Source organism: Microcoleus sp. F10-B2, assembly GCF_036704965.1.
Taxonomy (GTDB): Bacteria; Cyanobacteriota; Cyanobacteriia; order Cyanobacteriales; family Microcoleaceae; genus Microcoleus.
The window spans coordinates 61,843-88,133 of the sequence record NZ_JAUBTB010000018.1; the positions used below are offsets into that span (position 1 = coordinate 61,843).

A 26,291-nucleotide genomic window follows, 5' to 3' on the forward strand; every position below is an offset into this window, starting at 1 on the left:
CGGTCACTCGCAGCCAGCCCCTAAAAGGGTTATTCCAAATAGAAGCATCTACGAAGCAACTGGGTTTCTAGATATGCAGAAAATGCCTTGAATCCGATTGAAAGTCACAACCTACAACTCAACACTCAAGAAAGTGAATGTTTCCCTTGAATATGAACGATAAGAATTCCGAAAGAAGCATCATACTAATTGTTGATGACAACCAAACAAATCTCGACGTACTTTTTGAGTTGTTAAGGAATTACGGGTTTAAAGTATTAGTGGCTCTAGATGGCGAAAGTGCGATCGAGCAAATTGAATACATTCATCCAGACTTGATTCTTTTGGATATCATGATGCCGGGAATTGACGGTTTTGAAACTTGCCTGCGTTTGAAAGCAGACCCGTCAACGCAAGACATTCCCATCATATTCATGAGCGCCCTTTCCGACACGCTTGACAAAGTAAAAGGCTTTCAGACAGGAGCCGTTGACTACATCACTAAGCCTTTCCAGCACGAAGAAGTGTTGAGCCGCATTCAAACTCATTTGACAATCCGCAGCTTACAAAAAAAACTCGAAGAAAAAAACCTCGAACTTGCCCACCTCAACCAAAACCTAGAAAGACTTGTCGAACAAAAAACCAAGCAATTGATCGACCAGGAAAAGACAGCCATCATCGGACGTTTGACCCAGGGAATGGTTCACAACCTCAAAAGTCCGCTGCAAGTGATCCAGACTAGCGTCGATTTGATTGAAACAAAAGCCACAAAAATTCAAGAAGACTCTCTATTTAATTATACTAAGTATATTTTTCAAGCGGTCACAAAAATCAATCAGATCATGGACACTCTGATGATGAAAAGCAGAAAAGAGCAAAAGCAAGATTTGCACCCTGTGAATATCAACGATTTAGTGCAGCGAGAAATTCAGCTATTGGAAGGCAATCTGTATTTTAAAAATAAGATCAGGAAAAAATACTTTTATGACGAAGAAATTCCCAGTATTCCATTAATTTATTCTTATATTTCTCAAGTGTTTTATAACTTAATTAACAATGCAATGGATGCTATGTGGGAAAAGAAAAGCAGGGAACTAACTATCGTGACTCGCCAAGACGAATCGAACATATACATGGATATTGCAGATACGGGATGCGGTATATCACCTGAAGATTTGTCAAAACTTTTTGACCCTTTTTACACCTCAAAGCCGCCTAAAGGGGAGGAAAAAACCGACGGAGAACCGACAGGAACTGGGCTAGGACTTTATACCTGTATTGAACTTTTAAAACCTTTTAACGGTGAGATTGCTATTAGCAGCAAAGTCGGCCAAGGCAGCGTGTTTACAGTGGTACTGCCCAAACAGCAGACAACTTAATCGAATAAACTCAGCAAAATTGTGTCCGGTTAGACAACCGTAATTAAGTTCGTAATTAGGTTATTAGTAAGGAATGCAAGTCTTGATGCCTCCCGAAAGAGAAGACGAAAGTCCTCACTACAAACCGATTACTCAACAGTAATGATTCTAAGTTTCTAGTAAGGAATTTCGTCCGGATTCATCCTTACTATTTTGCTTTTCCCCTTGCTATTTCCCTGCCAAAGGTTGTAAATTAAAACAGAGTGGAGTTGCAATATCGGTAAGAGTATGATAATTTTGGGCCACTAGGTTTGGGGCCAGGCGGACAACTTGCAGCGAACAACTCAATTCTACAAATAAATCGGGGCGGTCTGCAAGCACCCGGCCCACCCTAAAGCCTGCGCTTTAAGTTACCCAATAATGAGCTAGGTAACTCCCTCCGCTGCTGATTTTTTTATTACTAAAAAATAGCAAAAGGATACCAGTAAAAAAATGCCACTTTATACAACAGCCAAACCGCGATAGTCATCAGTCATTCCAAATCTAAAATCTAAAATATAAAATCTAAAATGGTATGACATCTGTTTTTGAGTCAACTTTAACGCCTGCTTGCTTGAAAGTTCTTTTAATAGAAGACTGTGCAGAAGATGCAGAACTCATTCAAGAACTGCTGTCAGAGCGCCGACTGGGACAATCAATTGATTTGACGAATGTAGTTAGCCTCCGGGAAGCTATAAAATTTTTAAGCTGCGAGATTTTTGATGTAATTTTATTAGACCTTTCACTTCCTGACAGCCCAAAACTTAATACTCTTGTCCGGCTGCAAGATTGCGGTATAAATATTCCGATCGTCATTCTGACAGCCGCCGATGACGAAGAACTGGCCCTCGAGTTAATTGCCGCCGGCGCCCAAGATTATCTGGTGAAAAGACAAGTAGACAGCCGGCTGCTGGTGCGGACCCTCAGGTGCGCGATCGCCCGCCATAAACGGCAAGCAGAATGGCAAAAAAGTCAAGAAAAATACCAGCAGGTTGTTGACAATATCAAAGCAGTAGTTTTTGAAACAAATACTGCTGGCAATTGGACTTTTCTCAATCCGGCTTGGACGAAAATTACCGGATTTACCGTTGATGAAAGCTTAGGAACTTCTTGTTTGAGTTACATTCATTCTGAGGAGCGATACCAATATTTAAATTCGTTTAGAGGTCTGGGAAAACATCAAGAAACATCCTGCTGCTATCAAATTCGATATCTTACCAAAAATGGCGAAGTTCGCTGGGTGGAAGTGCAAGAATTTTTGATGTTTGCCGGGAACGGCGCGGTGCAGGGGACGACAGGAACTATCAACGATATTACAGATAAAATTTTAGCACTCTCAGAACTCGAAGCTAGTAAAAAGTTTTTGAATTATACCATCGATGCAGTTGCCGACCCAATTTTTGTCAAGGACGAACAGCACCGCTCGATACTGTTAAATGATGCTTTTTGCAAGCTAATCGGCAAGCAGCGCGAGGAACTGCTGGGCAAATCGGATTACGACTTTTTCCCTAAACAAGAAGCTGAAATTTTTTGGCAGAATGACCAACAAGTGTTTAGGACGGGGGAAGAAAACGCGAGCGAGGAAATATTTACGGACGCCAGCGGTGCAAAGCACATTCTGTCTACAAAAAAAACCGTCTTTGAAAATACCGACGGCCGTAAAATTCTCGTGGGTATAATTAGAGATATCACTCTGGATAGGCGCAAACAATTAGCCCTGCAAGAAAGCGAAGCTAGACTGCGGCAACTTGCTGCCAATTTGCCTGGAATAATTTATCAATTTCGGCTCTCAACCGACGGTAAAAAATCTTTTCCTTACATTTCTTCTGGCAGTCGCGATTTATATGAATTGGAACCAGAAAATATTCAGCAGAATCCCGAACTTATTTTTAGTTGTATTCATCCAGACGACCGCCGAAAAATAGAAGAATCCCTGGCTGTTTCTGCGGCAAATATGCAGCCCTGCCAGCAGGAATGGCGCGCGATTGTGCCGTCGGGAAAATTTAAGTGGATGCAAGGGGTTGCGAGACCGGAACGAGTTGATTGTCCTACTGAAATAGGGCAGGAAGGGGATATAGTTTGGGAAGGTATGGTGCTGGATATTACTAATTTAAAACAGACAGAAGCAGCTTTTCGGGAGAGCGAAGCAAGATTTCGATCGCTCGTTGAGAATATCCCCGGCGCTATCTATCGTTGCCTGTGTGACGCTGAGTGGACGATGGTATTTATTAGCGATGAAATTGAGGCAATTAGCGGCTATCCTGCTGGGGATTTTATTCGCAACAACCGCTTGAGTTTTGCCAGCATCATCCATGAGGCAGATACTGAAATGGTCTATCGAGAAGTCAACGCAGCGGTAGAGTCGAGACAGCCGTACCATCTAGAATACCGGATTGTTCGCGCTGACGGCGCGGTGCGGTGGATGTCGGAAAGAGGCAGGCCGACTTACAATCTAGAAGGGTTGGTTGTGTGGCTCGACGGAGCGATTTTTGATATTACCGCTCGCAAACAAGCCGAACTGACTCTGTGCCTGGTAACTCAAGCTGTAAACAGCGCTAGCGACGCGATCGCGATCGCAGATTTGGACGGCTGTTCAATTTATCACAATCAAGCATTTATTCAGCGCTACGGCTATACAGTTGATGAACTAAATAATGCCGGCGGCCCAGCAGTAATGTACGCCAAATCTCAAGATTTGAGAAAGTTATTTAGGCTGCTGCGGAAAGGTTTGTCCTGGAGCACTGAAATTGAACTCAAGGCTAAAAATGGCGAAATTCAAGAAACTCAATTGCGAGCTGACTGCATTAAAGATAGCGCCAGTCAACCAATAGGAATGATGGCGATAATTGCCGACCTCACAGAACTAAAACGCGCCGAATCGGCATTAAAACTCAGTCAAGAGCGTTTGCTGTTGGCGGTTTCCGGCAGCTCCTTGGGGCTGTGGGATTGGAATATAGCTACGGGCGAAACTTATTTCGACCAGCATTGGAAATCAATGCTAGGTTACGAAGAAACTGAAATTGAAAATCACATCCAAGGTTTGGAAAGTTTGCTGCATCCCGAAGACCGACCGAAGGTAATGGAATCTTTACATTCCTATTGGGAAGGTAGCACCGATATCTATGAAGTTGAATTTCGGCTGCTCAACAAAGCGGGAAATTGGCAGTGGATTATGGCGATGGGCAAGGTAGTCGAGTACGACGAATGGGGTGGGCCGTTGCGGATGACAGGCACTCACAAAGATATCAGCGCCCGCGTTGCAGCAGAAGCCGAAAAAACTCAGTTGATCGCATCTCTGCAACAACTTGCCGACCAGTTGCAAGCAGCGCAAAAAATAGCCCGCATCGGCAATTGGGAATTCGATATTGAGGCAGGAATTATTACTTGGTCTGAGGAAATGTTTCGAGTTTACGGTCGAGAATTGAATCGGCCGCCGACAATGGAAGAACTTTTTGAGCAAATTCATCCCGATGACAAAGAAAGATTTAGAGAAGTTGTGCAACAGGTAGTGACTGAAGGGACAGCTTACGATATCGACCACCGCATCTATTTTCCATCAGGAGAAATCAGGCACGTTAACGGTAAAGGACAAGCTGTTAAAAATGAGCTTGGTCAGGTGGTGCGGCTGTTTGGCACGGCAATGGACATTACCAATCGCAAACAAGCAGAAATTGCTTTGCAAGAAAGCGAACATCGATTTCGAGCTGTATTTGAACAAGCGGCGATCGGCATTGTTAAACTGTGGCGGGACGGTCAATTTTGGAATGCAAATCAAGGCTTTTGCAATATTGTCGGATACTCACAAGTGGAACTGAAAACGCGAAATGTTGAAGATATTTCTCACCCGGAAGATGTCGCAGCAGATGTCGAGTCGCGCGACAGACTGTTAGCTGGGGAAATTTTGAATTATTCAATTGAGAAACGCTTTGTTCGCAAAGACGGTTCATTTGTTTGGACTAATATGACTGTATCTTTAGTGCGGGATGCGTTTGGGGAACCGAACTATGTAATTGCTGTGATTGAAGATATTAGCGCTCGCAAACTTGCCGAGGCTATCTTGCGCCAGCAATTAAAGCGAGAACGTCTGGTGGCAGGGATGCTGGAACGTATTCGCTCTTCTCTCAACTTAAAAGAAATCTTGACCAAAGCTGTTGCTGAAGTACGGCAATTTTTGCAAACAGACCGGACAATCATTTATCGGTTTAATCCCGATTGGAGCGGTTTTGTAACTGTAGAGTCGGTGGGCAAAAATTGGCTGTCAGTTGGGGGAATAACTATTAATGATTCCTGGTTTGAAAACCGCTATGCTTCTGCTTGCGAACAGGGTCGCACTGTAGCTGTAGATGATATTTACAAAGCCGGTCTTTCCCAGTGCTACATTAATTTATTAAGTCAATTTCAGGTACGAGCTAATTTGGTAGTGCCGATTTTGCAAGGCGAGAAGTTGTGGGGGCTATTGATTGCCCACGAGTGCGCGGGCAGCCGTCGCTGGCTAGAAATTGAGGTCGAGTGTCTCAAACAAATTAGCGTGCAGTTGGCGATCGCGATCCAGCAATCGATGCTGTTTGAGCAAGCACAAATTGAAATTGCCGATCGCAAACAAGCCGAGTCAGCTTTGCAGGAATCGGAAGCCCGAGAACGTTCAAAAGCGCTAGAGTTAGAAGCAGCTATTAACAAACTCAGAACCACTCAAGCTCAGCTTGTTCAGAATGAAAAAATGGTGAGTTTGGGTCACTTAGTTGCTGGTGTCGCTCACGAAATTAATAACCCCGTCAGCTTTATTCACGGAAATCTCACTCCGGCTCGCAATTACACTTTAGATTTGCTGGAATTGATTAAAGTTTACCAGCATTACTGCCCTCATCCTCCGGCCCAAGTCTTGGATAAAATTAATGAAATAGACTTGGATTATATTGCTGAGGATTTCCCGAAATTGTTTAATTCGATGCAAGTAGGAACCGAGCGAATTGTCGAGATAGTGAAATCGTTGCGCAACTTTTCCCGCTTGGACGAGTCCGCTGGCAAATCGGTCAACATTCACGAGGGAATTGATAGCACTTTGATGATTTTGCAAAATCGGTTAAAACCTCACAGCAGCCATCCGGGGATTAAGATAGTTAAAGATTACCAACTATTACCGCAAATTGAATGTTTTCCCGGCGAGTTGAATCAGGTATTTATGAATATTTTGATTAATGCGATCGATGCTTTGGAAGAACGGGACAAGCAGCGTCCGATCGAGGAGTGCGATCGACATCCCAGCACGATCGCTATTCGCAGTTATCAGGCTGCTGCGGGCTTCGTAACGGTATCTATTGCGGACAACGGGCGGGGGATACCGGAGCCGGTGCTATCGAGGCTGTTTGACCCGTTTTTCACGACTAAACCTGTGGGCAAGGGGACGGGTTTGGGACTGTCGATTTCTCACTCGATTATAGTCGATCGGCACGGCGGACGATTGAGCTGTATTTCGACACCCGGAGAGGGAGCGGAGTTTTTGATTGAAATTCCAGTGCGATCCAATTTAACTGGTACGAACTCAAATTTGGGGGGATAATACCGTTTTCGATTTTCGATTGTCGATTCGGAATGACTGATGATTATCATGGTTTGGAGTACGGGCAGGGCCGGCAGTTCCCTTATTTTTTTATGCTATAAATTAGCACTTGGTAAGGGATAATTGGGAATCGGTAATGGGTAATTGGTAATTGGCAAGAAAGTCAAGAACAATCTATGACCTCTAGCGTGCGCCACAACCCCCAGATAAAATTCAGGGATTTTTATCAATATTCATCGGCGTTTAATGTACTCAGCTCGCACTCTATATTCAGCCATTGCCAACAAGTTTTATGGCGCTGGCACGAGTCTATTTATGTGCGCGGTGCTACGTTTATTCTGCGCGATTTATGTGACGCTTGCACAAATCAATCTCACCTTGATATATTAGTTGGGAAAAGCTGAGATTTTTTGATAGTTAATTGCGACGTATAATAACAATAAAAATAGCAACTGTCAACTTACGATTTGTAAATTTATGACCCGTTCTACAAGTGAAACTCAACAGCCCAAACAAGCGCCGATCGCCAGTTTCTCCGGTGCGACCGAAAATTGCTGGCGCGACTGGGCCGACCGCATCCCAGTAATGCTGTGGATCGCAGATGCAGAGAGCGGTTGCACTTACTTTAATTTCCAGTGGGCAGAATTTACTGGGCTGACTGAAGAACAAATTTCTGCGGAGGGTTGGACGGCAAACATTCATCCTGACGATTTAGACTCTTGGGAACAAATGTATCGGAATGCTTGGAATTTAAACTCTAAATTTAAGCGAGAATATCGGCTAAAAAGAGCTGACGGGGAGTATCGGTGGATCGAGGAGACAGCAGTTCCTAAATTGACGCCAGCAGGTGAATTTCAAGGATCGATCGGCACGGCGACAGATATCAGCGATCGCAAAACAGCCGAAATCGCCCTGCAACAAGCACATAAAATTGTAGAAGCGAACTTAAATCGGTTTGACTTAGCAGTCAGGGCATCTTTTGACGGCATTTGGGATGCGCCGATTGTTTCGGAAGACGTGTTTAACCCGCAAAATCCGGTGTATTGGTCGCCCCGCTTTAAAGAATTGCTCGGTTATGAAAGCAGCGAGTTTGAAAATGTTTTAGGTAGCTGGATAGCGCGAACTCATCCAGAAGATGTCGAGCGGGTATTGGCAGCAATATCCGCTCACTTAGAACAAAGAATCCCTTTCAAAGATATAGAATATCGGATGCAAAAAAAAAGTGGCGAATACATTTGGGTAGCAGCTCGCGGACAAGCAATTTGGCACGATAGTGGCAGGCCGCTGAGATTCGCCGGTTCTATTCGAGACATTAGCGATCGCAAAAAAGTACAAGAACAACTCCGCTCTCAAGAACAGTTTTTGCGCAGTATTTATGACGGTATTGACCAAATAATTTTTGCGATCGATGCAGGGGCTGACGGCGAATTTCGGTATGCCGGTTTGAACCCTCTCGGCAAGCGAATTCTGGGCATCAGGGACGATAGCGAGTGGTGCGGCAAAACTCCCGAAGCTGTATTTGGCGAGGAAGTCGGAACCATGCTGCGGCAAACTTATATCAGTTGCGCGCGATCGCAAAATTCCGTTACTTCCGAACAATGCTTGCAGTTCCAAGGAGCAGAGACTTGGTGGCTAGTTACCCTAACTCCGCTGCGGGACGAAGCAGGCAGAATCTATCGAATTATCGGCAACTCCAAAGAAGTTACCGAGCGCAAAAAAGCTGCAGACGAACTATTAGAATATCAGCGAAAACTCGAAGAAAGTCAAAGAATTGCTCATATCGGTAACTGGGAATTCGACCTCATTACTGGCGAGATTACTTGGTCGGATGAATTGAAAAGAATTTTTGCTTTACAACCAGAAGAGCCAACACCAAGTTATGCAGATTTTTTGCAAAAACTTCATCCCAACGATAGAAAACGCTTTCAAAAAACTATAAAGCAAGCGATCGCGTGCCGCCAACCCTACGAAGTTGACCACCGCATTTACCGTTCCGACGGAGAAATGAGATATCTGATCGGTTGGGGGCAAGTCTTGCAAAACCAGCAAGGCGAAGTCGTAAAATTATTCGGAGCTGCGATCGATATTACCGAGCGCAAACAAGCAGAATTGGAACTGCAAGTCAGCCAAAAACGCCTCCGCGCCGTTGTCAACAATGCACCCATAGTTTTATACTGCATTGACCGCTACGGCATATTTACGCTTTCTGAAGGAAAAGGCTTAGAACCTTTAGGACTTAAGCCCGGACAAGTAGTTGGCTTATCAGTGTACGAATTCTACAAAGATTATCCCGAAATTATTGAAAATATTAACTTTATCTTAGCAGGCAAGGAAAGAATTTGGTCTTCTGAACTCAAAGGTCACATTCATGAAAATCGCGCGACACCAATATTAGATGAAAAAGGACAAGTTGCAGGATTAATTGCTGTTTCCATTGACATTACAGAGAGGGCGCGGGTTGAAGAAGCTCTGAGACAAAGCGAAGCAAAGCTGCGCCTAATTCTCGAAAATATGCCAGTAATGCTGAGCGCTGTTGATGCCGATCGCAATATCATAGTCTGGAACCGAGAATCTGAACGAGTCCTGGGTTACAGCACCGCAGAACTTGTCGGCAACCAGCAAGCAATACAACTGCTCATGCCAGATGTTAACTACCGTCAAAAAATCTTTAGAAAAGTTGTAGAGTTCGGTCATAACTTTCGAGATTTAGAAGTAGAAATTCAGGCTGCTGACGGCAGCGTCAAAACAATTGCTTGGTCGAATGTTTCTGCTGATTTTTCCGTTCCAGGGTGGGATTTTTGGGGAATCGGTGTCGATGTTACGGAGCGAACCGCAGCAGAATTAGCCCTGCGAGAATCGGAAGCGCAACTGAGAGAACAAGCAGCGCAATTAGAAATGGCTTATCACGCGCTTACCAATACTCAAGCGCAGCTCGTGCAAAGCGAAAAAATGTCTTCTTTGGGTCAATTAGTTGCGGGAGTTGCTCACGAAATTAACAATCCTGTCAGCTTTATCTTTGGCAATATCAGCTATGCCAAAGATTACACAAATGATTTGTTGAGGCTTCTCGAACTTTACCGCGCAGCGTACCCAGAACCCACGGCAGAAATTCAGGCAGAACTTGAGGAAATTGAGTTAGAGTTTATCCAAGAAGATTTGCCGAACCTGCTGGATTCAATGGCAGTTGGAGCAGACCGCATTCAGGAGATTGTCAAGTGTTTGCGCACTTTTTCGCGTCTGGACGAAGCAGCTTTTAAGGCTGTGAATTTGCACGAAGGAATTGACAGCACTTTGATGATTATTGCTCACCGTTTGAAGCCGCAAGGAAATAAACCCGCTATTGCACTAATTAAAGAGTACGGCAATTTACCGCAAGTTGAATGTTACTCGGGTCAATTGAACCAAGTGTTTATGAATTTGTTGATTAATGCGATCGATGCTGTAGAAGAAAGGGAAAGAAGTTTCCCACCGGCCGGGGATAGCTCGCCAGTTCCTAGAATTAAGATTCGCACGGAAGTTGTGGAGGGCGAACGGGTGAAAATTGCGATCGCCGACAGCGGTACCGGCATTCCCGAGTCTATGCAGCAGCGCTTGTTCGACCCATTTTTTACCACGAAACCCGTCGGCAAAGGAACGGGATTGGGATTGGCTATTAGTTACGAAATTGTCGTAAAAAAACATCAAGGAAAATTGCTGTGCAATTCAGAATTAGGCATTGGTACGGAGTTTGTCATCGAAATACCAATCCGCCAATTGCAAGCAGAAGAAAACTTGTGAGTTATAAGTTGCTCTCGTGTCTGGTAAAATAACTATTATAACGTTTGTAGTGACCGCAGACATGATATTACCAATTACCAATTACTTTCAAATTTTAGATAAAAAGCGGGGAAGATTCCGATTTGCTGCTAGCGTGACAAATGCGATTTTTGCCTTCGGTTTTGGCTTGATAAAGGGCGCTGTCAGCGCTCCGAATTAGGGTGTCGCGAGATTCGCCGCCAGAAGGAATCGCCGTAGCAATGCCGCAACTGAGGGTAACGTAGGGGCAGATCGACGATCGCGCGTGGGGCAGTTTCAAGCTGGCGATACGGTCGCAAATTTTCTGGGCGACAGCCTTTGCCCCTTCGGCGGTAGTGTTGGGCAGCACTACGGCAAATTCTTCGCCGCCGTAGCGGGCTGCCAGATCCCCAGCCCGCTTGACAGCTTTGGCAATCGCCGCAGCAACTTGGCGCAAACAATCGTCGCCGCCGAGGTGACCGTAAAACTCGTTGTAAAGTTTAAAAAAGTCGATGTCAAAGATCATTAAAGACAGCGGCAGTTCCTCTCTTGCCAACCGCCGCCACTCTAACATCAAAACGCGATCGAAGTGGCGGCGGTTGGCAATGCCCGTCAGTCCGTCAGTAGTTGCCAGTTGCTGCAATTTTTGATTGGCTATTGCTAGCTGGCGGTAAAGTTGAGATTGTTCGATCGCGATCGCCACTTGATTTGCTAAGTGCTGTAAAAAATCTATTTCCCACTGCTGCCATTCCCTGACACCGCTGCAATTGTATGCTGTCAGCATTCCCCACAAAGTATTGCCATTTTCTGCGATCGAATCCGGCGCACTTGAAACCTGCACCTGCGGTTTACCTGTCGCCGGCTGCCAGATATAACTTTCGGCTGCATCTTCTGTTGTTTCTTCTTCCCAAACAGTGTTTTCTAATCTTTGGTTTACCGTTTCCCAGTCGCCAGATTGCCAAATTGGAACGCTTACAACTGCTGTCATTTCACAATCTGCCAGCAATTCTTTGCAACTGCCAGCCAAGTCCGCAGCGCTGACATCTGCTATTGCTTGTACCGACTGGGATTCGACCAAAACAAAGCATGACACCGCCAAAGCAGCACTAATATTTTGGTTGTCAACATAACCCAATGGCAAACCGTCACCTGCGACGATCGCACCTTTTTGCTCTTCCGCGTCGAATTGAGACGCCCCATCCTGACAGCGATAAATTAAAACGCGGTCTGTTTTGAGAAATTGGCGCACTTCTGCGACGGTACTTTGGAGAATGCTTGCCGTGTCTATTGAGGATCGAATGTGTTCGATCATTTTGCCCAACAGCCGCTCTCGGAGGGCCTGCTGCCGCAATTGTTCTTCGATTTGCTGGCGTTCGATCGCGTAATGGATTGCCCGCACCAGCAGAGTTCTGTGAAATCTTCCCTTTACCAAACAATCTTGAGCGCCCGATCGCAATACCGACAGGGCCGTATTTTCATCGTTGATATCTGTCAGCACCACAATTGGCACTGTGGGCGATCGGGTTTTCAAGACCGAGATCGCCTCCCTTCCCTCCAAGCTGTCTGACACTGAAAAATCTAATAGTATGGCGTCAAATTTTTCTGCTTCCAGACACGCGAGTCCTATCTCCACAGATTTAACAGTTTGGAGGCGAAATAGAGATTCGCAGAATGACCCTAAAAGGTCTTGGATCAGCATCGAATCTGCGAGGTCTTCCTCAATCAACAAAATCTTCAGAGATTGGTTACGTGTTAACACAACTATAGCGTTGGGAGCGGGTTGAAGGAAACTTTTTAGTTTTGAGAGCGATACTTGCGATCGGGCCAATATGTCGGTTTATCAAATTCGCTCTACACTCAAACTATCGATCTAGCCCTGAATTAAAGCTTACTGCTCCGGCGGGAGCGAAACTATTTCAAACCAATACTGACATAAAGTCTTCATTACTTCAACCAATCCTTCAAAAGTGACTGGTTTGGATATGAAAGAATTAGCACCCAAACGGTAGCAAAGCAATATATCTCCGCTGCGGTGCGAAGTTGTTAAAATCACAACCGGAATTTGTTGTAAGTCGGGGTCAGATCTGATCGAAATTAGTGTTTCTCGCCCGTCAAGCCGCGGCATATTCAGATCCAAAAGTATCAAGTCGGGCCGATGCCAATTCCTGCTGCCAGTATATTGACCGCGACGGTACAAATAGTCTAGCACTTGTTCTCCATTTTCCACAAATTCGCTCCTAATTGCTAATCGAACTTCTCGCATTGCTTCCTTCACCAAAAAGCGCGTGTCCTCGTCATCGTTGGCTATTAAAAGAGTAAAATTTTTCTTTTTATAATTCACGGCTTTGCCTCGCGACCAACAGATTTTGTGAGGTGGCGGGACTTGGATCGGTGTCTGAGCGCCTGCAAAGCATCTGTTGCCATCATCCGCCAAATCTGGCTGAGAACAATAAGTTTGTGTTGCAGCAATTTCCCGTTTTGCTTGATTCGCAAAATTTTTGCACTAATGCTTGTTTCAATTAGCAGTCTGTCCGAGAACCTGCCAACTGCAAAGACATCACAAATTATTGTCCGCGAACTACTAGGGAAACTACTGAATCCCAAAGCAAGATGCTCTGGATAAAGTTGAAAAAAACTGACAAGTCTTACGGGCACCGCTGATTGTTAAGTTGTATAAGGATCGAGCTAATAGATTTATAGTGATAGATTTTTAGATGTATGTCATCAGTGAATATGCTACAGTTTATGCACCGTTGTGTAAAGAAAAGATAAAGATATTTAAAGCTTAAGTAAAACAGTTTCAAAAAAGAATGCAACTTTAGGCAAGCTTCAAACCCTAGCAGTCATCAATCATTGCCAGTTCTTCAATTCTTTAATCTCAAATGGTATAAATGACTGCTGACTTCTGCAAGCGGACTGCTGGCTTCACTTTTGTTCTAGAATAGAAAAATAAAAAGTCGAGCCTCGATGGGGTTGTGATTCTACCCAAAGGCGACCGCCGTGCCGATCGACAATTTTTTGACAAATCGCTAAACCGATACCCGTTCCCGAATACTCTTTTTGGGTGTGCAAGCGCTGAAAAAGCTGAAAAATTCGCGGATGGTACTGTTCGGCAATCCCAATACCGTTGTCCTGCACCGAAAACACCCAATTATCGCCCTGACGCGAAGCGCCCACCTGCACCACCGGCGCATCGCTGCTGCGGTACTTAATGGCATTGCCAATTAAATTTTGAAACAGTTGCAGCAGTTGAAAACTATCACCTCTTACCCTTGGCAAATCGCCCCTAGTAACAGAAGCTTGATTTTCCCGGATGGCCAACTGCAAATTAGCACAAGCATCCTCAAAAACCCGATTGCAATCTATCAGCTCAAAAGGTTTCTGACTGCGACCGACCCGCGAATACTCCAGCAAGTCATCAATCAGCGCCTGCATCCGCCCGCAAGAATTAACAATATTGCGGATAAATTTATTCCCTTGGGCATCAAGTTGGTTGTGATAGCGTTTTTCTAATATTTGAGCGTAGCCGGAAATCGTGAGCAAAGGCGCTTGCAAATCGTGAGAAGCCACGTAGGCAAACTGTTCTAGTTCGGCATTAGAACGAGTTAATTCTTGAGCGTAACGGGTTTGAGTGTCTAAACTCGCTTGCAGCAGTTCTTGTACCAGCTTGCGTTTGGAAATATCCTGGATCGCACAAATCAAATACTGCGGCGTCCCCTCGGCATCGCGCATTGCCGAAACAGTAACATTTGCCCAGCGCACTTCCCCATCTTTGCAGATCAAACGTTTTTCCCTAGAAAAAGTTTGAATCTCCCCGGATAACAGCAAGCGCAGGTTTTCTCTGTCAGCTTCGATGTCATCCGGCTGAGTAATTGCCTGGAAATTTTGCTGTAACAATTCCGATTCTGCATAGCGGACTATTTGGCAAAAGCCGGGATTTACACGCATAAATTGACCGCCAAGCCCGGTTTTAGCTATGCCGACTGCCGCTTGCTCGAATATCGCGCGGAAGCGTTCTTCGCTTTCTCGCAGGGCAATTTCTGCTAGTTTGCGATCGGTGATGTTGCGAAAAGTTACTGCCACACCATCGTTTAATTTGACCGCAACAATGTGCAGCCAACCACTTGTATCTCCATCGTGTTCGTAATAAAATTCTTGGTCTACAGTTGCTCCTGTTTCTACTACAGAAACATACAAATCAAATAACCCGTTTTTGCGAAGTTCGGAAATTTCAGCCAATAAATTCTTGCCAACTATCTCTTTTAATGGCAGACCCGAAATTTTTTCGGCGGCAGGGTTGATCAACAGCCACTGAAAATTCACAATATTTCCCTGACTGTTGCGGACGGCAGAATAAGCCACCACACCGTCTAAGGAACTATTTAATATGCTAGCAAGCAGCGACTGCGACTGTTGCAGTTGAGCGTTTTGCTCTTTTAGTTGCTGTTGCAGTTTTTGCAAGCCGACTTGCTTGTCGATGCGCGCTAAAACTTCTTCTACTTGAAATGGTTTAGAAATATAGTCAGCACCGCCAACTCGAAAAGCTTGTAATTTATCGTTAATGTCATCTAATACGCTTAAAAATATCACGGGAATTTGTTCAGTTTCCGCTGTCGATTTCAGTCTACGACAAACTTCATAACCGTTCATTTCCGGCATTCTAATGTCGAGCAAAATTAAATCGGGGCAATGGGTAATCGCAGCATTCAACGCCAGTTGACCGCAAATAGCTCGGTAAACTTGATACCCCTGGGCTGTTAGCAGTTTGGATAAGAACCGCAGATTCCTCGGTTGGTCATCAACCACCAATACTTTAATTTCGCTATTATCCATTTATTTTAAACTCGCTTGAGTTAAATCCATTATCTTGTCGAGTCGGTAATCAGCAAGCAAATCTTTTAAAGCCTCAGCTAAAGTTGGATGACTTTCCCAGATGCGATCGACAATTTGAATCGCCAGCTCTTCATTAACATCACTAACTGCGTCGTAGAGTTCCTGCACCCAATGGTGAGGCATCTCGGCCAGCAGCCTCCGGAAAAATGAATCTGGTTTTTCGCTAACAAAATAACGGCGTAAAGCCCCCGCTCCCTGTGGGGGGAACTCTTGATAAATATAGCGCACTCCCAAGTAGCAAGCCATCTTATCAAAGAGGATGAGTTCTTGAAAAGGTTTCCGCACAAAATCGTCGCAACCTGCGGCGATAATTTCGGCTTTTGTTTCCTCAAAAGTGCTAGCAGTCAGAGCAATAATTACAGTTCGTGGCTGAGTTTGTTTCTCTTTAGCTCTAATTTGTCTGACAGCTTCAAAAGCGTCCATTAGTGGCATTCGCGTATCCAGCCAAATTAAATGAGGCTGCCAACTTTCCCACAGTTCAACAGCTTGGCGGCCGTTTTCCGCTTCTTGGACTTCAAAACCAATTGGTTGCAACATTTTCACCAGCAGCAGCCGATTTTCTTGATTGTCGTCAACTACTAAAATCCGATAAATAGGTTGGTTTGCTTCTAGTCCGATCGCCCGCTGCAGTGTCGCGACTGTTATTTCAGACGAAATAGCGGGACATACTCTGATATTAAATTGAAAACTGGTTCCCTCACCTAAAACACTTTTTACCCCAATATCCCCGCCCATTATCTGCACATATTTTTTAGTAATTGTCAAACCCAATCCCGTACCCTCTGCCACTTTTTTCCCCGCTTCTGTTTGCACGAAAGCATCAAATAAAGTATCAATTTCTGGTGCTGCTATGCCAACTCCTGTGTCTTCAACTTCAAAAAAAATTAAACATTCTTCGACAGAGGTAGAGTTATGATAAATCTCCGATTCTGCCGGTTCCGGCTGCTTGCCTGCCACGCTCACGCGCAGCCAAATGCTGCCGCCGTCGATAGTAAACTTTATGGCATTTCCCAGCAGGTTAATTAAGCAGACGCGGAGCTTTTTTTCATCAGTTTTTATATATTGGGGAACATTCGCCTGCACGGAAAATCTCAGTTGCAATTTTTTGGTTTCAGCTTTGATCTGAAACATTTCTTCGAGAGTGTCCAGGAGTTGATAAAGGTCAAAGCTGCGTTCATCTAAGCTAATTATCCCTGCTTCTATTTTTGACAAGTCTAAAACATCGTTAATTAGTTCCAGCAAATGTTGACCGCTGCGGTTAATAATTCGGAGATTTTGGAGATTTTCGTGGCTGAGTAAATAGTCGCGGCTCATGACTTCGGTAAAACCCAAGATAGCGTTCAGGGGAGTTCGCAATTCGTGGCTCATGTTGGCAACGAATTGACTTTTTGCAAGGGATGCAGCGGCTGCTTCTTCTTCGGCTTTTTTGCGTTCTATTATTTCTTGTTGGAGTTCTGTATTGCGATCGATCAATTGTTTTTTCAGTCTTTGGATCGTCAGTTGGTGTTCGATTCGCGCTAAAACTTCTGCTACATGAAACGGTTTTGTGATATAGTCCACACCTCCAACTTTAAAGGCGGTTAGTTTGTCCAATACTTCATCTAAAGCGCTGATAAAAATAACTGGAATTTCTGATGTTTTTGGATCTATTTTGAGCTGATTGCAGACTTCATAGCCGTCCATTTCCGGCATTTTGATGTCGAGCAAAATCAAATCTGGAGAACCAGAACGGGCGGCTCTGATTGCCATTTTGCCGTTAATTACGCCCCGGACTTTGTAGCCCCGATCGGAGAGCGTTGCTGATAAAACTTGCAAATTTTCTGGAGTGTCGTCAACAATTAATATGTTGCCTTTATTATCTTCTGTTTGATTGCCGATCATCGAGCGCTATTTTTTGTTAAATTGAGAATTTCTGAGATTATGAAAACCAGTTAACTTCTGATTATAGCACTACTTCGTCAATCAACTAATTTGAGATTTACATAACTTATATCATTTGAGATTTGAGATTTGAGATTTGGGAAAGACTGATGATTAGCAAGGTTGGGAGTTTGGCTACAGGTAAATTAGCCGATCGCCCGCCGGCGAGTTTACAAATAGTCGATCGACCTAAATCATCAATCATCCCGAACCCGCCCCTCGCTCATCTTGCTTCCCCCCCCTCTTGCTTCTTGCTTCTTCCTTCAAAAATTTCTAAATTCCTCAATCAAATCAATTATCCGATCGCACCGGAAGTTATTCGCCAAATCGGCTAGCGCGCTGCGGAAACTAGCATTAATAGGAGGAATCGACAACAGCAGCCGAAAAATCCGCTCGTTATCAACCGCATCCGCCGCAGAATACAATTCATCAACCCATTCCGCAGGCATAGCTTCAAAAAATGAAGCATTGAGCGTAAAAGCCAAATCAGCCGTTTCAGTTGCCCTGGAAACCTCGCCGGACGCCACAGCATCAGAACTTAGCGAAGTTTCTCGATCGTAAACATAGCGAACTCCCAGATACTTAGCCATCTTTTCCAGAATCACTTGCTCTCGAAAAGGCTTCGCTACAAAATCATCGCAACCAGCAGACAAAATCACCGATCGCTCCTCATCAAAAGCACTTGCCGTCAGAGCAATAATCACCGTTGCTTGACCTTTCAAATGCGCTTTAATCCGTTTAGTAGCTTCGTAACCGTCCATCACCGGCATCCGCATATCCATCCAAATCAAATGAGGTTCCCAACTCGACCACATTTCCAAAGCTTTAACACCATTTTCAGCGTCCTGCACAGCAAAGCCGAGGGATTTCAGTATTCTGACTAACAGCAAGCGACTTTCCAGGCGATCGTCAACAGCTAAAATGCGGTATTCCGGCTGTCCGGGTTCGAGACCCACAACGCGGCGAGCTGTTTGAGCCACCTGAATTTCCACTGCATTAGGGAGCGAAACTTTAACATCAAATCTAAAAACGCTGCCGCGACCGACACTGCTTGTCACTGTCATTTTTCCTCCCATTAACTCGACAAACTGTTTGCTGATCGGCAAGCCTAAACCGGTTCCTTCTTGAGATTTTTTTCCGCTTTCTGTTTGCGCAAAAGGTTTAAACAAATTTTCCATTTCTTCCGCATAAATTCCCGAACCCGTGTCTTCCACTTCAAATAGCAAACAGCAATTGTCACTTAGCTGAATTTCACCGCGTTCTTTCTTTTTCAACAGCTCATGTTTGATTCTTAAATTAACACCACCTTCTGTAGTAAATTTAATAGCATTTCCAAGTATATTGATTAATATTTGGCGCAACTTGCTTTCGTCTGTTTCTACATATTGAGGTAGGTCGGGTGTGGAATCAAAAATTAACTGCAACCCTTTTTTTTCTGCTGGCAGCTTCAGCATATCTTCAGTGTTTTTTAACATTTTGTGCAAGTCAAAGGTGTTTTTATTAAGTGTCACCAGCCCCACCTCAATTTTTGACATTTGAAGAATGTTGTTGATCAGATCGAGCAAATGTTCTCCGCTACGGATAATAATTCCTAAGTATTGCTGTTGGTCTACACTGAGAGCTGGGTCACGGGTCAGCAGTTGGCTGAAACCGAGAATTGCATTGAGGGGAGTTCGCAATTCGTGGCTCATATTCGATAGGAATTCGCTTTTCGCCCTGTTGGCTCTGTCGGCTTCTTCTTTGGCTTGTTTCAGGGCTATTTCTGCTTGTTTGCGCTCGGTAATATCGCTAGCTGTGCCTGTTGTGCCGATGATGTTTCCTTCAGCGTCCAAGCGCGCGATCGCCTTGGTATTTACATCAATCGGTCTGCCGTCTTTTCCTAATACTATAGTTTCGTACTGAAATACAGAATCTCCCGTCAGCAAGCGGTGCTGAATTTCCCAGTTCCGGTCTATTTGTGCTGGCGCTAAAAAATCGCTAAAAGAACAGCCGATCATTTCTTCAGGGTCGTAACCGTAGATTTGTTTGACTGCTTGGTTCACAAAAGTAATGTGTCCTTCAGCATCGCAAGACCAGATAATATCTTGAGAAGTTTCAACTAAATGACGGTATTTTTCTTCGCTCTCTGCTAGGGCTATTTCTGCCAGCTTGCGTGGGGTAATGTCCATCAAAGTTGTGAAGAGTTTTGTCACTTGCCCTTGTTGGTTGACAACTGCTTCTCCTCTGGCTTCGATGTAGCGGATGAAACCGCATTCACCGGTTTTTAACGGGCAATTATCCGCAGCAATTGTCACTTCGGGTCGCAGAATTCGATATTCCAAAGTGTAAGATTGCCCGCTAGCAATAGCAGTGTCGATCGTTGTTTGCCACTGTTGTCGATCGTCCGGATGCACGTATTGCGAAAACTCAGTTAGTGTTGGCGCAGGCTGGGTTGGATCGATCCCAAAAATCCGAGATAACTCTTCCGACCAAGTAGTTGTGTTGGCAGAGAAATCGCATTCCCAATTACCGACACGCGCGATTCTTTGCGCTGCTGCTAAAGAAGCCGCTACAGCTCGGAGTTGTTCTTCGGCTAATTTGCGATCGCTAATATCTTGAATCACAGAAATCACGCAGGTTTCGCCATGAATGTCAATGATTTCTGCTGACAGCAGCCCGGTTCTGAGTTCCCCTATTTTAGTGCGAAAATCAAATTCGTAGTTGAGAACAATTTTTTTTTCGTCTAACATTTTAAACAACTCGGCGCGGGCTGGTATATTTTGCCAAAGATTCAATTCAAGCGCCGTGCGATCGATAATTTCTGCTGCCGAATAACCGATTGTCTGGCAAAAAGCCTCATTAATTTCTAAATAACGACCGTCATTAAGTCTGGTAATAGTAATCGGGTTGGGAGAAGAACGAAAAGCTTTAGCAAACTTTTCCTCAGACAAGCGTAGTTGTGCAGTCCGCTCCTCTACTAAAGTTTCCAATTCTTGATTCAGCTTTTGGAGTTGAACATTTTGTTCCGTTAATTGCTTCTCCATAAAATAGCTGTTAACCGCTTCTTTTACCGTCAACTTCAAATCTTCTGACTGCCAAGGCTTCGATATGTAGCGGTACAATTTAGCATATTTAATAGTATTCGCGACTGCTTCGAGGTCTGCTTGCCCCGTTAGCATAATTTTGATAGTTTTTGGCAAAATTCTGTGAATCTGCTTCAGCAATTCGTCCCCTTTGATATTGGGCATTAGATAGTCAGAAATCACTGCCACAATTTCGCATCCCTCTGCCAGTAATTCCTCCATTAACTCTAAAGCATCTTCGCCCCCTTCAGCGGTTTCTAATAAGTGTTCTTCTCCCAGGGCTTTTTTTAACTCAATTTTCAAACTTTCAAGAATTATCGGTTCGTCATCCACGCAAATAATCACAGGTTTATTGTTCATATTTTTGCCAAACCACTTTTTATAGTTTCTACTAATTCTTTGCGATCCCACGGCTTGTACAAACAGCGGTGCAAGTTTGCTTGCTCTTTCACCCGTGCTATTGCTACTTCATCGGCTTGCCCGGTCAGCATGACTTTCACAATCTTGGGATATTTTTGGTGAACCCGAATCAAAAATTCATCTCCTTTAATACCTGGCATTAACCAGTCAGATACTATGACCAAAATATCACTTTCATCTTCTTCTTGAATTTCCTCGATAATTTCCATAGCTTCATCGGCATTTTCTGCTACTTCATAGAGGTAAGCATCCCCAAATTCTTTTTTAAGCTGAATTTTTAAACTGTTTAAAACCACAACTTCATCGTCAACGCACAAAATTACTGGTTTTGGCATAAAAAATTACTGTTTTTAAATTTTAAATTTCGGAGGTTGTTTCTCATTTTTTTAAGGGTAACTAGGGATTTCGATGGGCAAAGAGACAGTAAATTTGGTTTTACCGGGCACGCTTTCTACTTGCAGTTCACCTTGGTGTTTTTCAATAATTTTATGAACTATATCCAATCCCAAACCGCTGCCTTCTCCGGGAGGTTTAGTTGTGAAAAATGGCTCAAAAATTCTCGGCATAATCTCTGGGGGAATGCCGGGGCCACTGTCGGTAATACTGACTGATATTGCGTTCGCTTGGTGTTTGACATCAATTTTTAACACTCCTTTGTTGCCCATCGCTTGTAAAGCATTGTGAAGCAAATTTGTCCAAACTTGATTTAGTTCATCAGGATAGCATAGCACAGAGGGCAAATCAGTACCATAGTTTCTGACTACTTCCACACCGTGTTTGATTTGGTAGTGGTAAAGCATTAAAACAGTATCAATGCCGTCAGTAATATTAGCGCTAGTCTTGGAACCCGACTGGTCGTAACGAGAGTAGCTTTTCAAAGCAAAGACGATTTTGGCTGCCCTATCTGTCGCATTAGCAATATTTTTAGTGCTTTTTTGGACTGTCGCAAATTGGTAGGCAATTTCTAAAACATTTCGATTTTTGCGGTCTTTCAACAAAGGTAAAAAAGGTTGTACATTATTACCAATGCCAATATCTAATAAGGTACAGGCAAGGCTGTCGGCGTCGTCAATTTGTTCTGATTCTAATTGACGCTGCAAAAGTTTTTTTAACTGACGTTTTTCTTTACTAGATAAGCTGTTCGTTTCTTGGCTTGACTTGTGCAACAAAGCAAAGAAATCCTGCCGCCGTTCCGGGGATAGTTGTTGGAAAAACATCGGCAACTGCTGCAATTGTTCGGCCCAGAAGTCGGCGATGTTCTGCACCGAGGAGCGAATCGCCCCTAAAGGAGAATTGATTTCGTGAGCAACTCCGGCAATTAACTGTCCGAGGGCTGCCATTTTTTCTGACTGAATCAGTTCTTTTTGAGTGCGTTTCAGTTCTTGCAGGGTATGAGCTAATTCTGCATTTTTTTGGGACAGCGCTGACTCTGCTAGTTTTCGGGCGCTGATGTTGCGGGCAACCCAAATTACTGCATCTTTTGAGAACAAAGAAATGCAAGCGGAAAACCAAATCTCGCGACCGCTAACTGTTAAGCTGTAGTCAAAATTGAGAGTTTGTTGCGTCTCTAACACTTGCTGAACTAACACCCACCAATCATCCGGGTTGTCGTCGTCAAAAAAATGTTCGATGGTCGAGCTGACTATATCGCAATCCGGATCGGAAAAAGCTGCCATATTTGTCGGTAAAACTTCTATGTTGCCATGAATATCTAGCAGTAGAACGAGGTCTGTCATCGCTTCAAAAACTGCGCGGACTTTGCTTTCAGAAAACTGCAATTTTTCTTCAATCAATTTGCGATCGCTAATTTCTTGCTGCAATTCTGCGTTACTGGCTTCTAGTTGAACCGTGCGGTCTAAAACTCGCTGTTCGAGTTCGGCGTTGAGGCGACGGACTTCTGCTTCAGCGGTGGCGCGGTCTTGTATTTCCTTTTTTAACTGACTGTTAGCATTAATTAATTCTAAAGTTCGCTGTTTAATTTTTTCTTCTAAATTTTCATTTATAATCCGCAACTTTTCCTCTACTTCTGTTCTCCGAAACGCTTCTTTTTGCAAGTGTTCGTTCATTAGTTTTAACTCCTGAATTTTTTCGGCAACTGTTTCCTGCAAAAGCTCGACATTCGCGTGCATTTCTACTGGATCTAATGCCTGCAGCAGGGTAATTTCGGTCACAATACCGGCTAAATATCCTTCCTCATCCACCACCACCAAGCGCCGGATGCGGTGCTGCTGCATTAATTGGTGAGCCTGCCACAATGTGGCTTTTACGTGCAACGGTATCAGGGGAAAACTCATCGCGGCGGTGACAGGAGTGCCGGCGAAATCGAGTCCAGAAGCTTGGAATTTAACAATGTCGCGTTCTGTAATTATGCCGACAGGTTTCTGATTTTTGTTGTCGCTGTCAGTGCAAATGACTGTGCAGCTTTTGCGCTGGGTTGTCATCTGTTTTGCGACTTCTAAAACTGAGGCGCTGGTTGAGGTAACTATTACTTCTGCGGTCATAATTTCTTCGGCGCGCCACATTTTCAGCAAGTCGCCCGGTTTCAGGATTTGACGGATACTTTCGCAGGTGATAGCGCCTAGCAAGTTGCCACCTTCGTCTGTGAGGGGCAAATGACGGGTTTTTGCCGATCGCAATATGCTCAATACCTTGAAGATATTCCCCGCTGTATTGAGGTTCAGGGCGATCGGGTTTTCAGTCATTACCTCAGAAATTGCCACCCCTGCTAGCGAAATACCCCTAGCAGTTATTTCCACAACATCGCGCTCTGTAAAAATTCCGAGTAGTTGCTGCTCAAACGCGATTAAAATGCAACTGGCCCTCGCCTGAGTCATGGCAGCGATTGCGACTTTCAAGGGTGTGTCTGGAGGCAGCACAGGCAGTTTGGGGTCGATCGCCTGTTCTAGCAAGCTGTGGGTATCAGAAACTGTTGTTGACATGGGCAAATCAAGGGGATAGATGCAGGCGGAACCAGCTATTAATACCATTTTAGATTTCAGATTTTACAGTCGCGGCACGCTGACCAAGAATTTCAAAGGTGGTACCCGCCACGTGATTTATCCGTGGAATCAATCGAAAATCGAAAATCGAAAATCCTCAAGCCCCCGCATTTATCTCGCGCAAGTCAATCTAAAATCTAAAATCTAAAATCTAAAATCGATTGACCGCAATCGAGGTTTGACATCGGTCTAGAGTTGGATTTTTAGTCGCGGATCGGTAGCATTTTTAGTGCGATAGCGCTGGGAGCATCTCAGTTTTGCAGCCAAGCTAGAAATTGGAGTTTTGAGGCAGGAGTTTTGAGGCCCGAGGCTGCGAGGAAGAAGGAAAGAGGAAGAAGGAAGGAGCCAAAAGAAGTATTTTTACAAATATGAGATGCTCCCGATAGCGCTAAACGGCGATCGAAATTGACAAAATAAAGGTTCTTTGACCGAGAACTGATGTTACTTCTATTTTACCCGAAGGTTTTTCCACAATTTTTTTAACAATATCCAGTCTCAACCCGCTGCCTTCGCCGCCTGGTTTTGTGGTAAAGAACGGCTCAAATATTCGCAGCCAAATCAAATCCCCGGGGAATTCCTTTGCCGCTGACGAGCAGGCTCTGATTTTATGCTCTCGCCTCTACGTTTAAAACTCGGCAATTGTCCGCCGCTTGTAAAGCATTGTGAATCAGATTTTGCCAAACTTGATTTAGTTCGGCTGGATAACACCGCAATTGAAGCCGTCGATCTTGATAATGTCGGACAAATTGTCATCTGTCTTTTGGTTGAAATAAAGAGTTAATATAGTTTCAATACTGTCACTAATATTGGCAATTACTTTTCTCCCGTACAGTGAGAGCGAGAATATCTTTTTCAAGCGAAAACTACTTGGGCTGCTCTATCTGTAGCAGCAGATGCTCTGCTTGGCAAGGTGTCGAGAAAGTTCAGGGAATATCGGCCTGAGTCAGGCAGTTAAGCACCGTTCGATCAAATATAGCGATCGCACTGCAAGTTTATTGATTTTTGAGTTAAGCTAGCAGGTTGCTAGACGCGGCAATTTCATGTTAGAAGTCTGTAAGGTCTTGCCATAAAAAAATAGGAATATTGATATAGCAATCCTAAATGAATTGTGAAAAGGCATCAAATCTTTTCAAGTTAGGAAAATTGAAAAGATTATATTTAGCAAACAATTGAAATAAAAGATTAACAATATTAAAATTTTTGCCGAAACGATAAAACCTCCTGAGCAAACTTTTTAATTGAAACCAAATTGCTTCAACTGGATTTTCTTCGGGGGCCTTCGGGGCAAAAAGTTCACAAGTAATTTTCCATTCCGAAGGGGCTAGTCCTTCATTTTGTTTTGCTAAAAAATTCTGCATATTCTCTCCGGTATGATGTCTGACTCCATCCCAAAATATTAACAATCTTTTTCCGACATTTTTTTTTGTAAATTTTCGACAAATTTGACAGTATTTTCTCCATTTCCTGTTGAATATTTTTCGAGAATTAAATCTGGTTCTAACAAATTTAATGCACCATAATAAGTTTGTCTATCTTGATAATTATTAATTGGTATTTCCACGCGTTCTTTTGACTTTCCCCATGCTTCACCAGAAGATGTCTCCTCCCATTAAATGGCATTCGTCTATTGCATACACTACAAGCTGTCCCGACTCTATTTCCTCTCTATTATCTTCGAGAATTTGGTTGATTTTTTCATTTCTTTTTTTGACTAATTCTTCATTTTTTCTCGGATTTACTTTTTCAGCTTTTTGTCTGGTTATCTTCGCTTTTCTGTAAATCTTATAGTAACTTTCTTTCGATGCAAATATGACATCGTACTCCTCTATTAAATATATTTCTAGTTCGGATATATCCCAATATTCTTGGCATGATAACCACTCTATGGTTGATTCTTCCTCTTCTCTTGTTAGCTTGGTTTTCGCTCCTCTCTAGCCTAATCTTAGACCTGGTATTCCTTGTGTTATAAATCTTTTTTTCCATTTACTTACATAACCTTGAGATACATTTAGTATATTTTCTATCGCTCTGTACACATAACCTTGTAGAGCCAGTTTTACGGCTAAGGATCTCTTCATTTCTCGCGAGTCTCCATTACTATTTATAAATTTGATTAAACCTTCTATTTGTCTTTCTTTTTCATTTTGATTGGCTGACATTTGCTTTCTTCCCTTTCATTTATTATCAAACTTTTCTATTTGACCATAGAAATCCATATTTACATCTAAAATGGAATTGCTATATTTGGGTTTGTCACCATAACCGACAAGTTCAAAATCTCCCTTTTTGA

The 26,291-nt window shown here is 43.7% G+C and carries 15 protein-coding genes; 3 read left to right on the forward strand and 12 right to left on the reverse strand.

Translation table 11 applies throughout. The annotated features are described in order from the left end of the window. Window positions 1-137 precede the first annotated feature (137 nt). From QUA99_RS09695 to QUA99_RS09705, 3 genes are all read left to right on the forward strand, one after another. Complete coding sequence (locus QUA99_RS09695; RefSeq protein WP_333235864.1) at window positions 138-1,358, forward strand: hybrid sensor histidine kinase/response regulator; 1,221 nt, start codon at window positions 138-140, stop codon at window positions 1,356-1,358. Between the two features lie 553 nt (window positions 1,359-1,911). Then, window positions 1,912-6,933, forward strand: a complete 5,022-nt coding sequence (locus tag QUA99_RS09700) for a PAS domain S-box protein (RefSeq protein ID WP_333235863.1) — start codon at window positions 1,912-1,914, stop codon at window positions 6,931-6,933. 477 nt (window positions 6,934-7,410) lie between these two features. Beyond that, window positions 7,411-10,710 carry a PAS domain S-box protein gene (locus QUA99_RS09705; protein WP_333235861.1) on the forward strand — a complete coding sequence of 1,100 codons (3,300 nt, stop codon included), beginning with the start codon at window positions 7,411-7,413 and terminating at the stop codon, window positions 10,708-10,710. A gap of 94 nt (window positions 10,711-10,804) precedes the next feature. Here the strand turns inward: QUA99_RS09705 and QUA99_RS09710 are convergent, their stop codons facing one another. The 12 genes from QUA99_RS09710 to QUA99_RS09765 all read right to left on the reverse strand — a co-directional run bounded on the left by QUA99_RS09710 (window position 10,805) and on the right by QUA99_RS09765 (window position 26,160). Then, window positions 10,805-12,466 carry a diguanylate cyclase domain-containing protein gene (locus QUA99_RS09710; protein WP_333235860.1) on the reverse strand — a complete coding sequence of 554 codons (1,662 nt, stop codon included), beginning with the start codon at window positions 12,464-12,466 and terminating at the stop codon, window positions 10,805-10,807. Window positions 12,467-12,595: 129 nt separating this feature from the next. Continuing rightward, a complete protein-coding gene (locus tag QUA99_RS09715) occupies window positions 12,596-13,048 on the reverse strand; it encodes a response regulator (RefSeq protein ID WP_333235859.1) in 453 nt (150 codons plus the stop codon). 584 nt (window positions 13,049-13,632) lie between these two features. Further along, a complete protein-coding gene (locus QUA99_RS09720; RefSeq protein ID WP_333235858.1) occupies window positions 13,633-15,540 on the reverse strand; it encodes a PAS domain S-box protein in 1,908 nt (635 codons plus the stop codon). Continuing rightward, on the reverse strand, window positions 15,541-17,481 hold the full coding sequence (locus QUA99_RS09725) for a response regulator (protein WP_333235857.1): 1,941 nt from the start codon (window positions 17,479-17,481) through the stop codon (window positions 15,541-15,543). Between the two features lie 106 nt (window positions 17,482-17,587). After that, window positions 17,588-17,725: a hypothetical protein gene (locus QUA99_RS09730; RefSeq protein WP_333235855.1), complete on the reverse strand. Its 138-nt coding sequence runs from the start codon at window positions 17,723-17,725 to the stop codon at window positions 17,588-17,590. A 58-nt stretch (window positions 17,726-17,783) separates the two neighbouring features. Further along, a complete protein-coding gene (locus tag QUA99_RS09735) occupies window positions 17,784-20,942 on the reverse strand; it encodes a PAS domain S-box protein (RefSeq protein WP_333235854.1) in 3,159 nt (1,052 codons plus the stop codon). Then, window positions 20,939-21,337, reverse strand: coding sequence for a response regulator (locus QUA99_RS09740; protein WP_333235853.1), 399 nt, complete (start codon window positions 21,335-21,337; stop codon window positions 20,939-20,941). The genes QUA99_RS09735 and QUA99_RS09740 overlap by 4 nt, the downstream gene beginning before the upstream one ends. A gap of 51 nt (window positions 21,338-21,388) precedes the next feature. Then, the gene (locus QUA99_RS09745) at window positions 21,389-23,941 is read right to left on the reverse strand and encodes a CBS domain-containing protein (RefSeq protein ID WP_445250997.1); all 2,553 of its coding nucleotides are present in this window, start codon (window positions 23,939-23,941) and stop codon (window positions 21,389-21,391) included. A 448-nt stretch (window positions 23,942-24,389) separates the two neighbouring features. Then, window positions 24,390-24,563: an ATP-binding protein gene (locus tag QUA99_RS09750; protein ID WP_333235850.1), complete on the reverse strand. Its 174-nt coding sequence runs from the start codon at window positions 24,561-24,563 to the stop codon at window positions 24,390-24,392. A 535-nt stretch (window positions 24,564-25,098) separates the two neighbouring features. After that, complete coding sequence (locus QUA99_RS09755) at window positions 25,099-25,359, reverse strand: transposase (RefSeq protein WP_333235849.1); 261 nt, start codon at window positions 25,357-25,359, stop codon at window positions 25,099-25,101. Window positions 25,360-25,397: 38 nt separating this feature from the next. Next, window positions 25,398-25,562, reverse strand: a complete 165-nt coding sequence (locus QUA99_RS09760) for a hypothetical protein (RefSeq protein WP_333235848.1) — start codon at window positions 25,560-25,562, stop codon at window positions 25,398-25,400. A 370-nt stretch (window positions 25,563-25,932) separates the two neighbouring features. Next, complete coding sequence (locus QUA99_RS09765) at window positions 25,933-26,160, reverse strand: helix-turn-helix domain-containing protein (protein ID WP_333235847.1); 228 nt, start codon at window positions 26,158-26,160, stop codon at window positions 25,933-25,935. Window positions 26,161-26,291 lie beyond the last annotated feature (131 nt).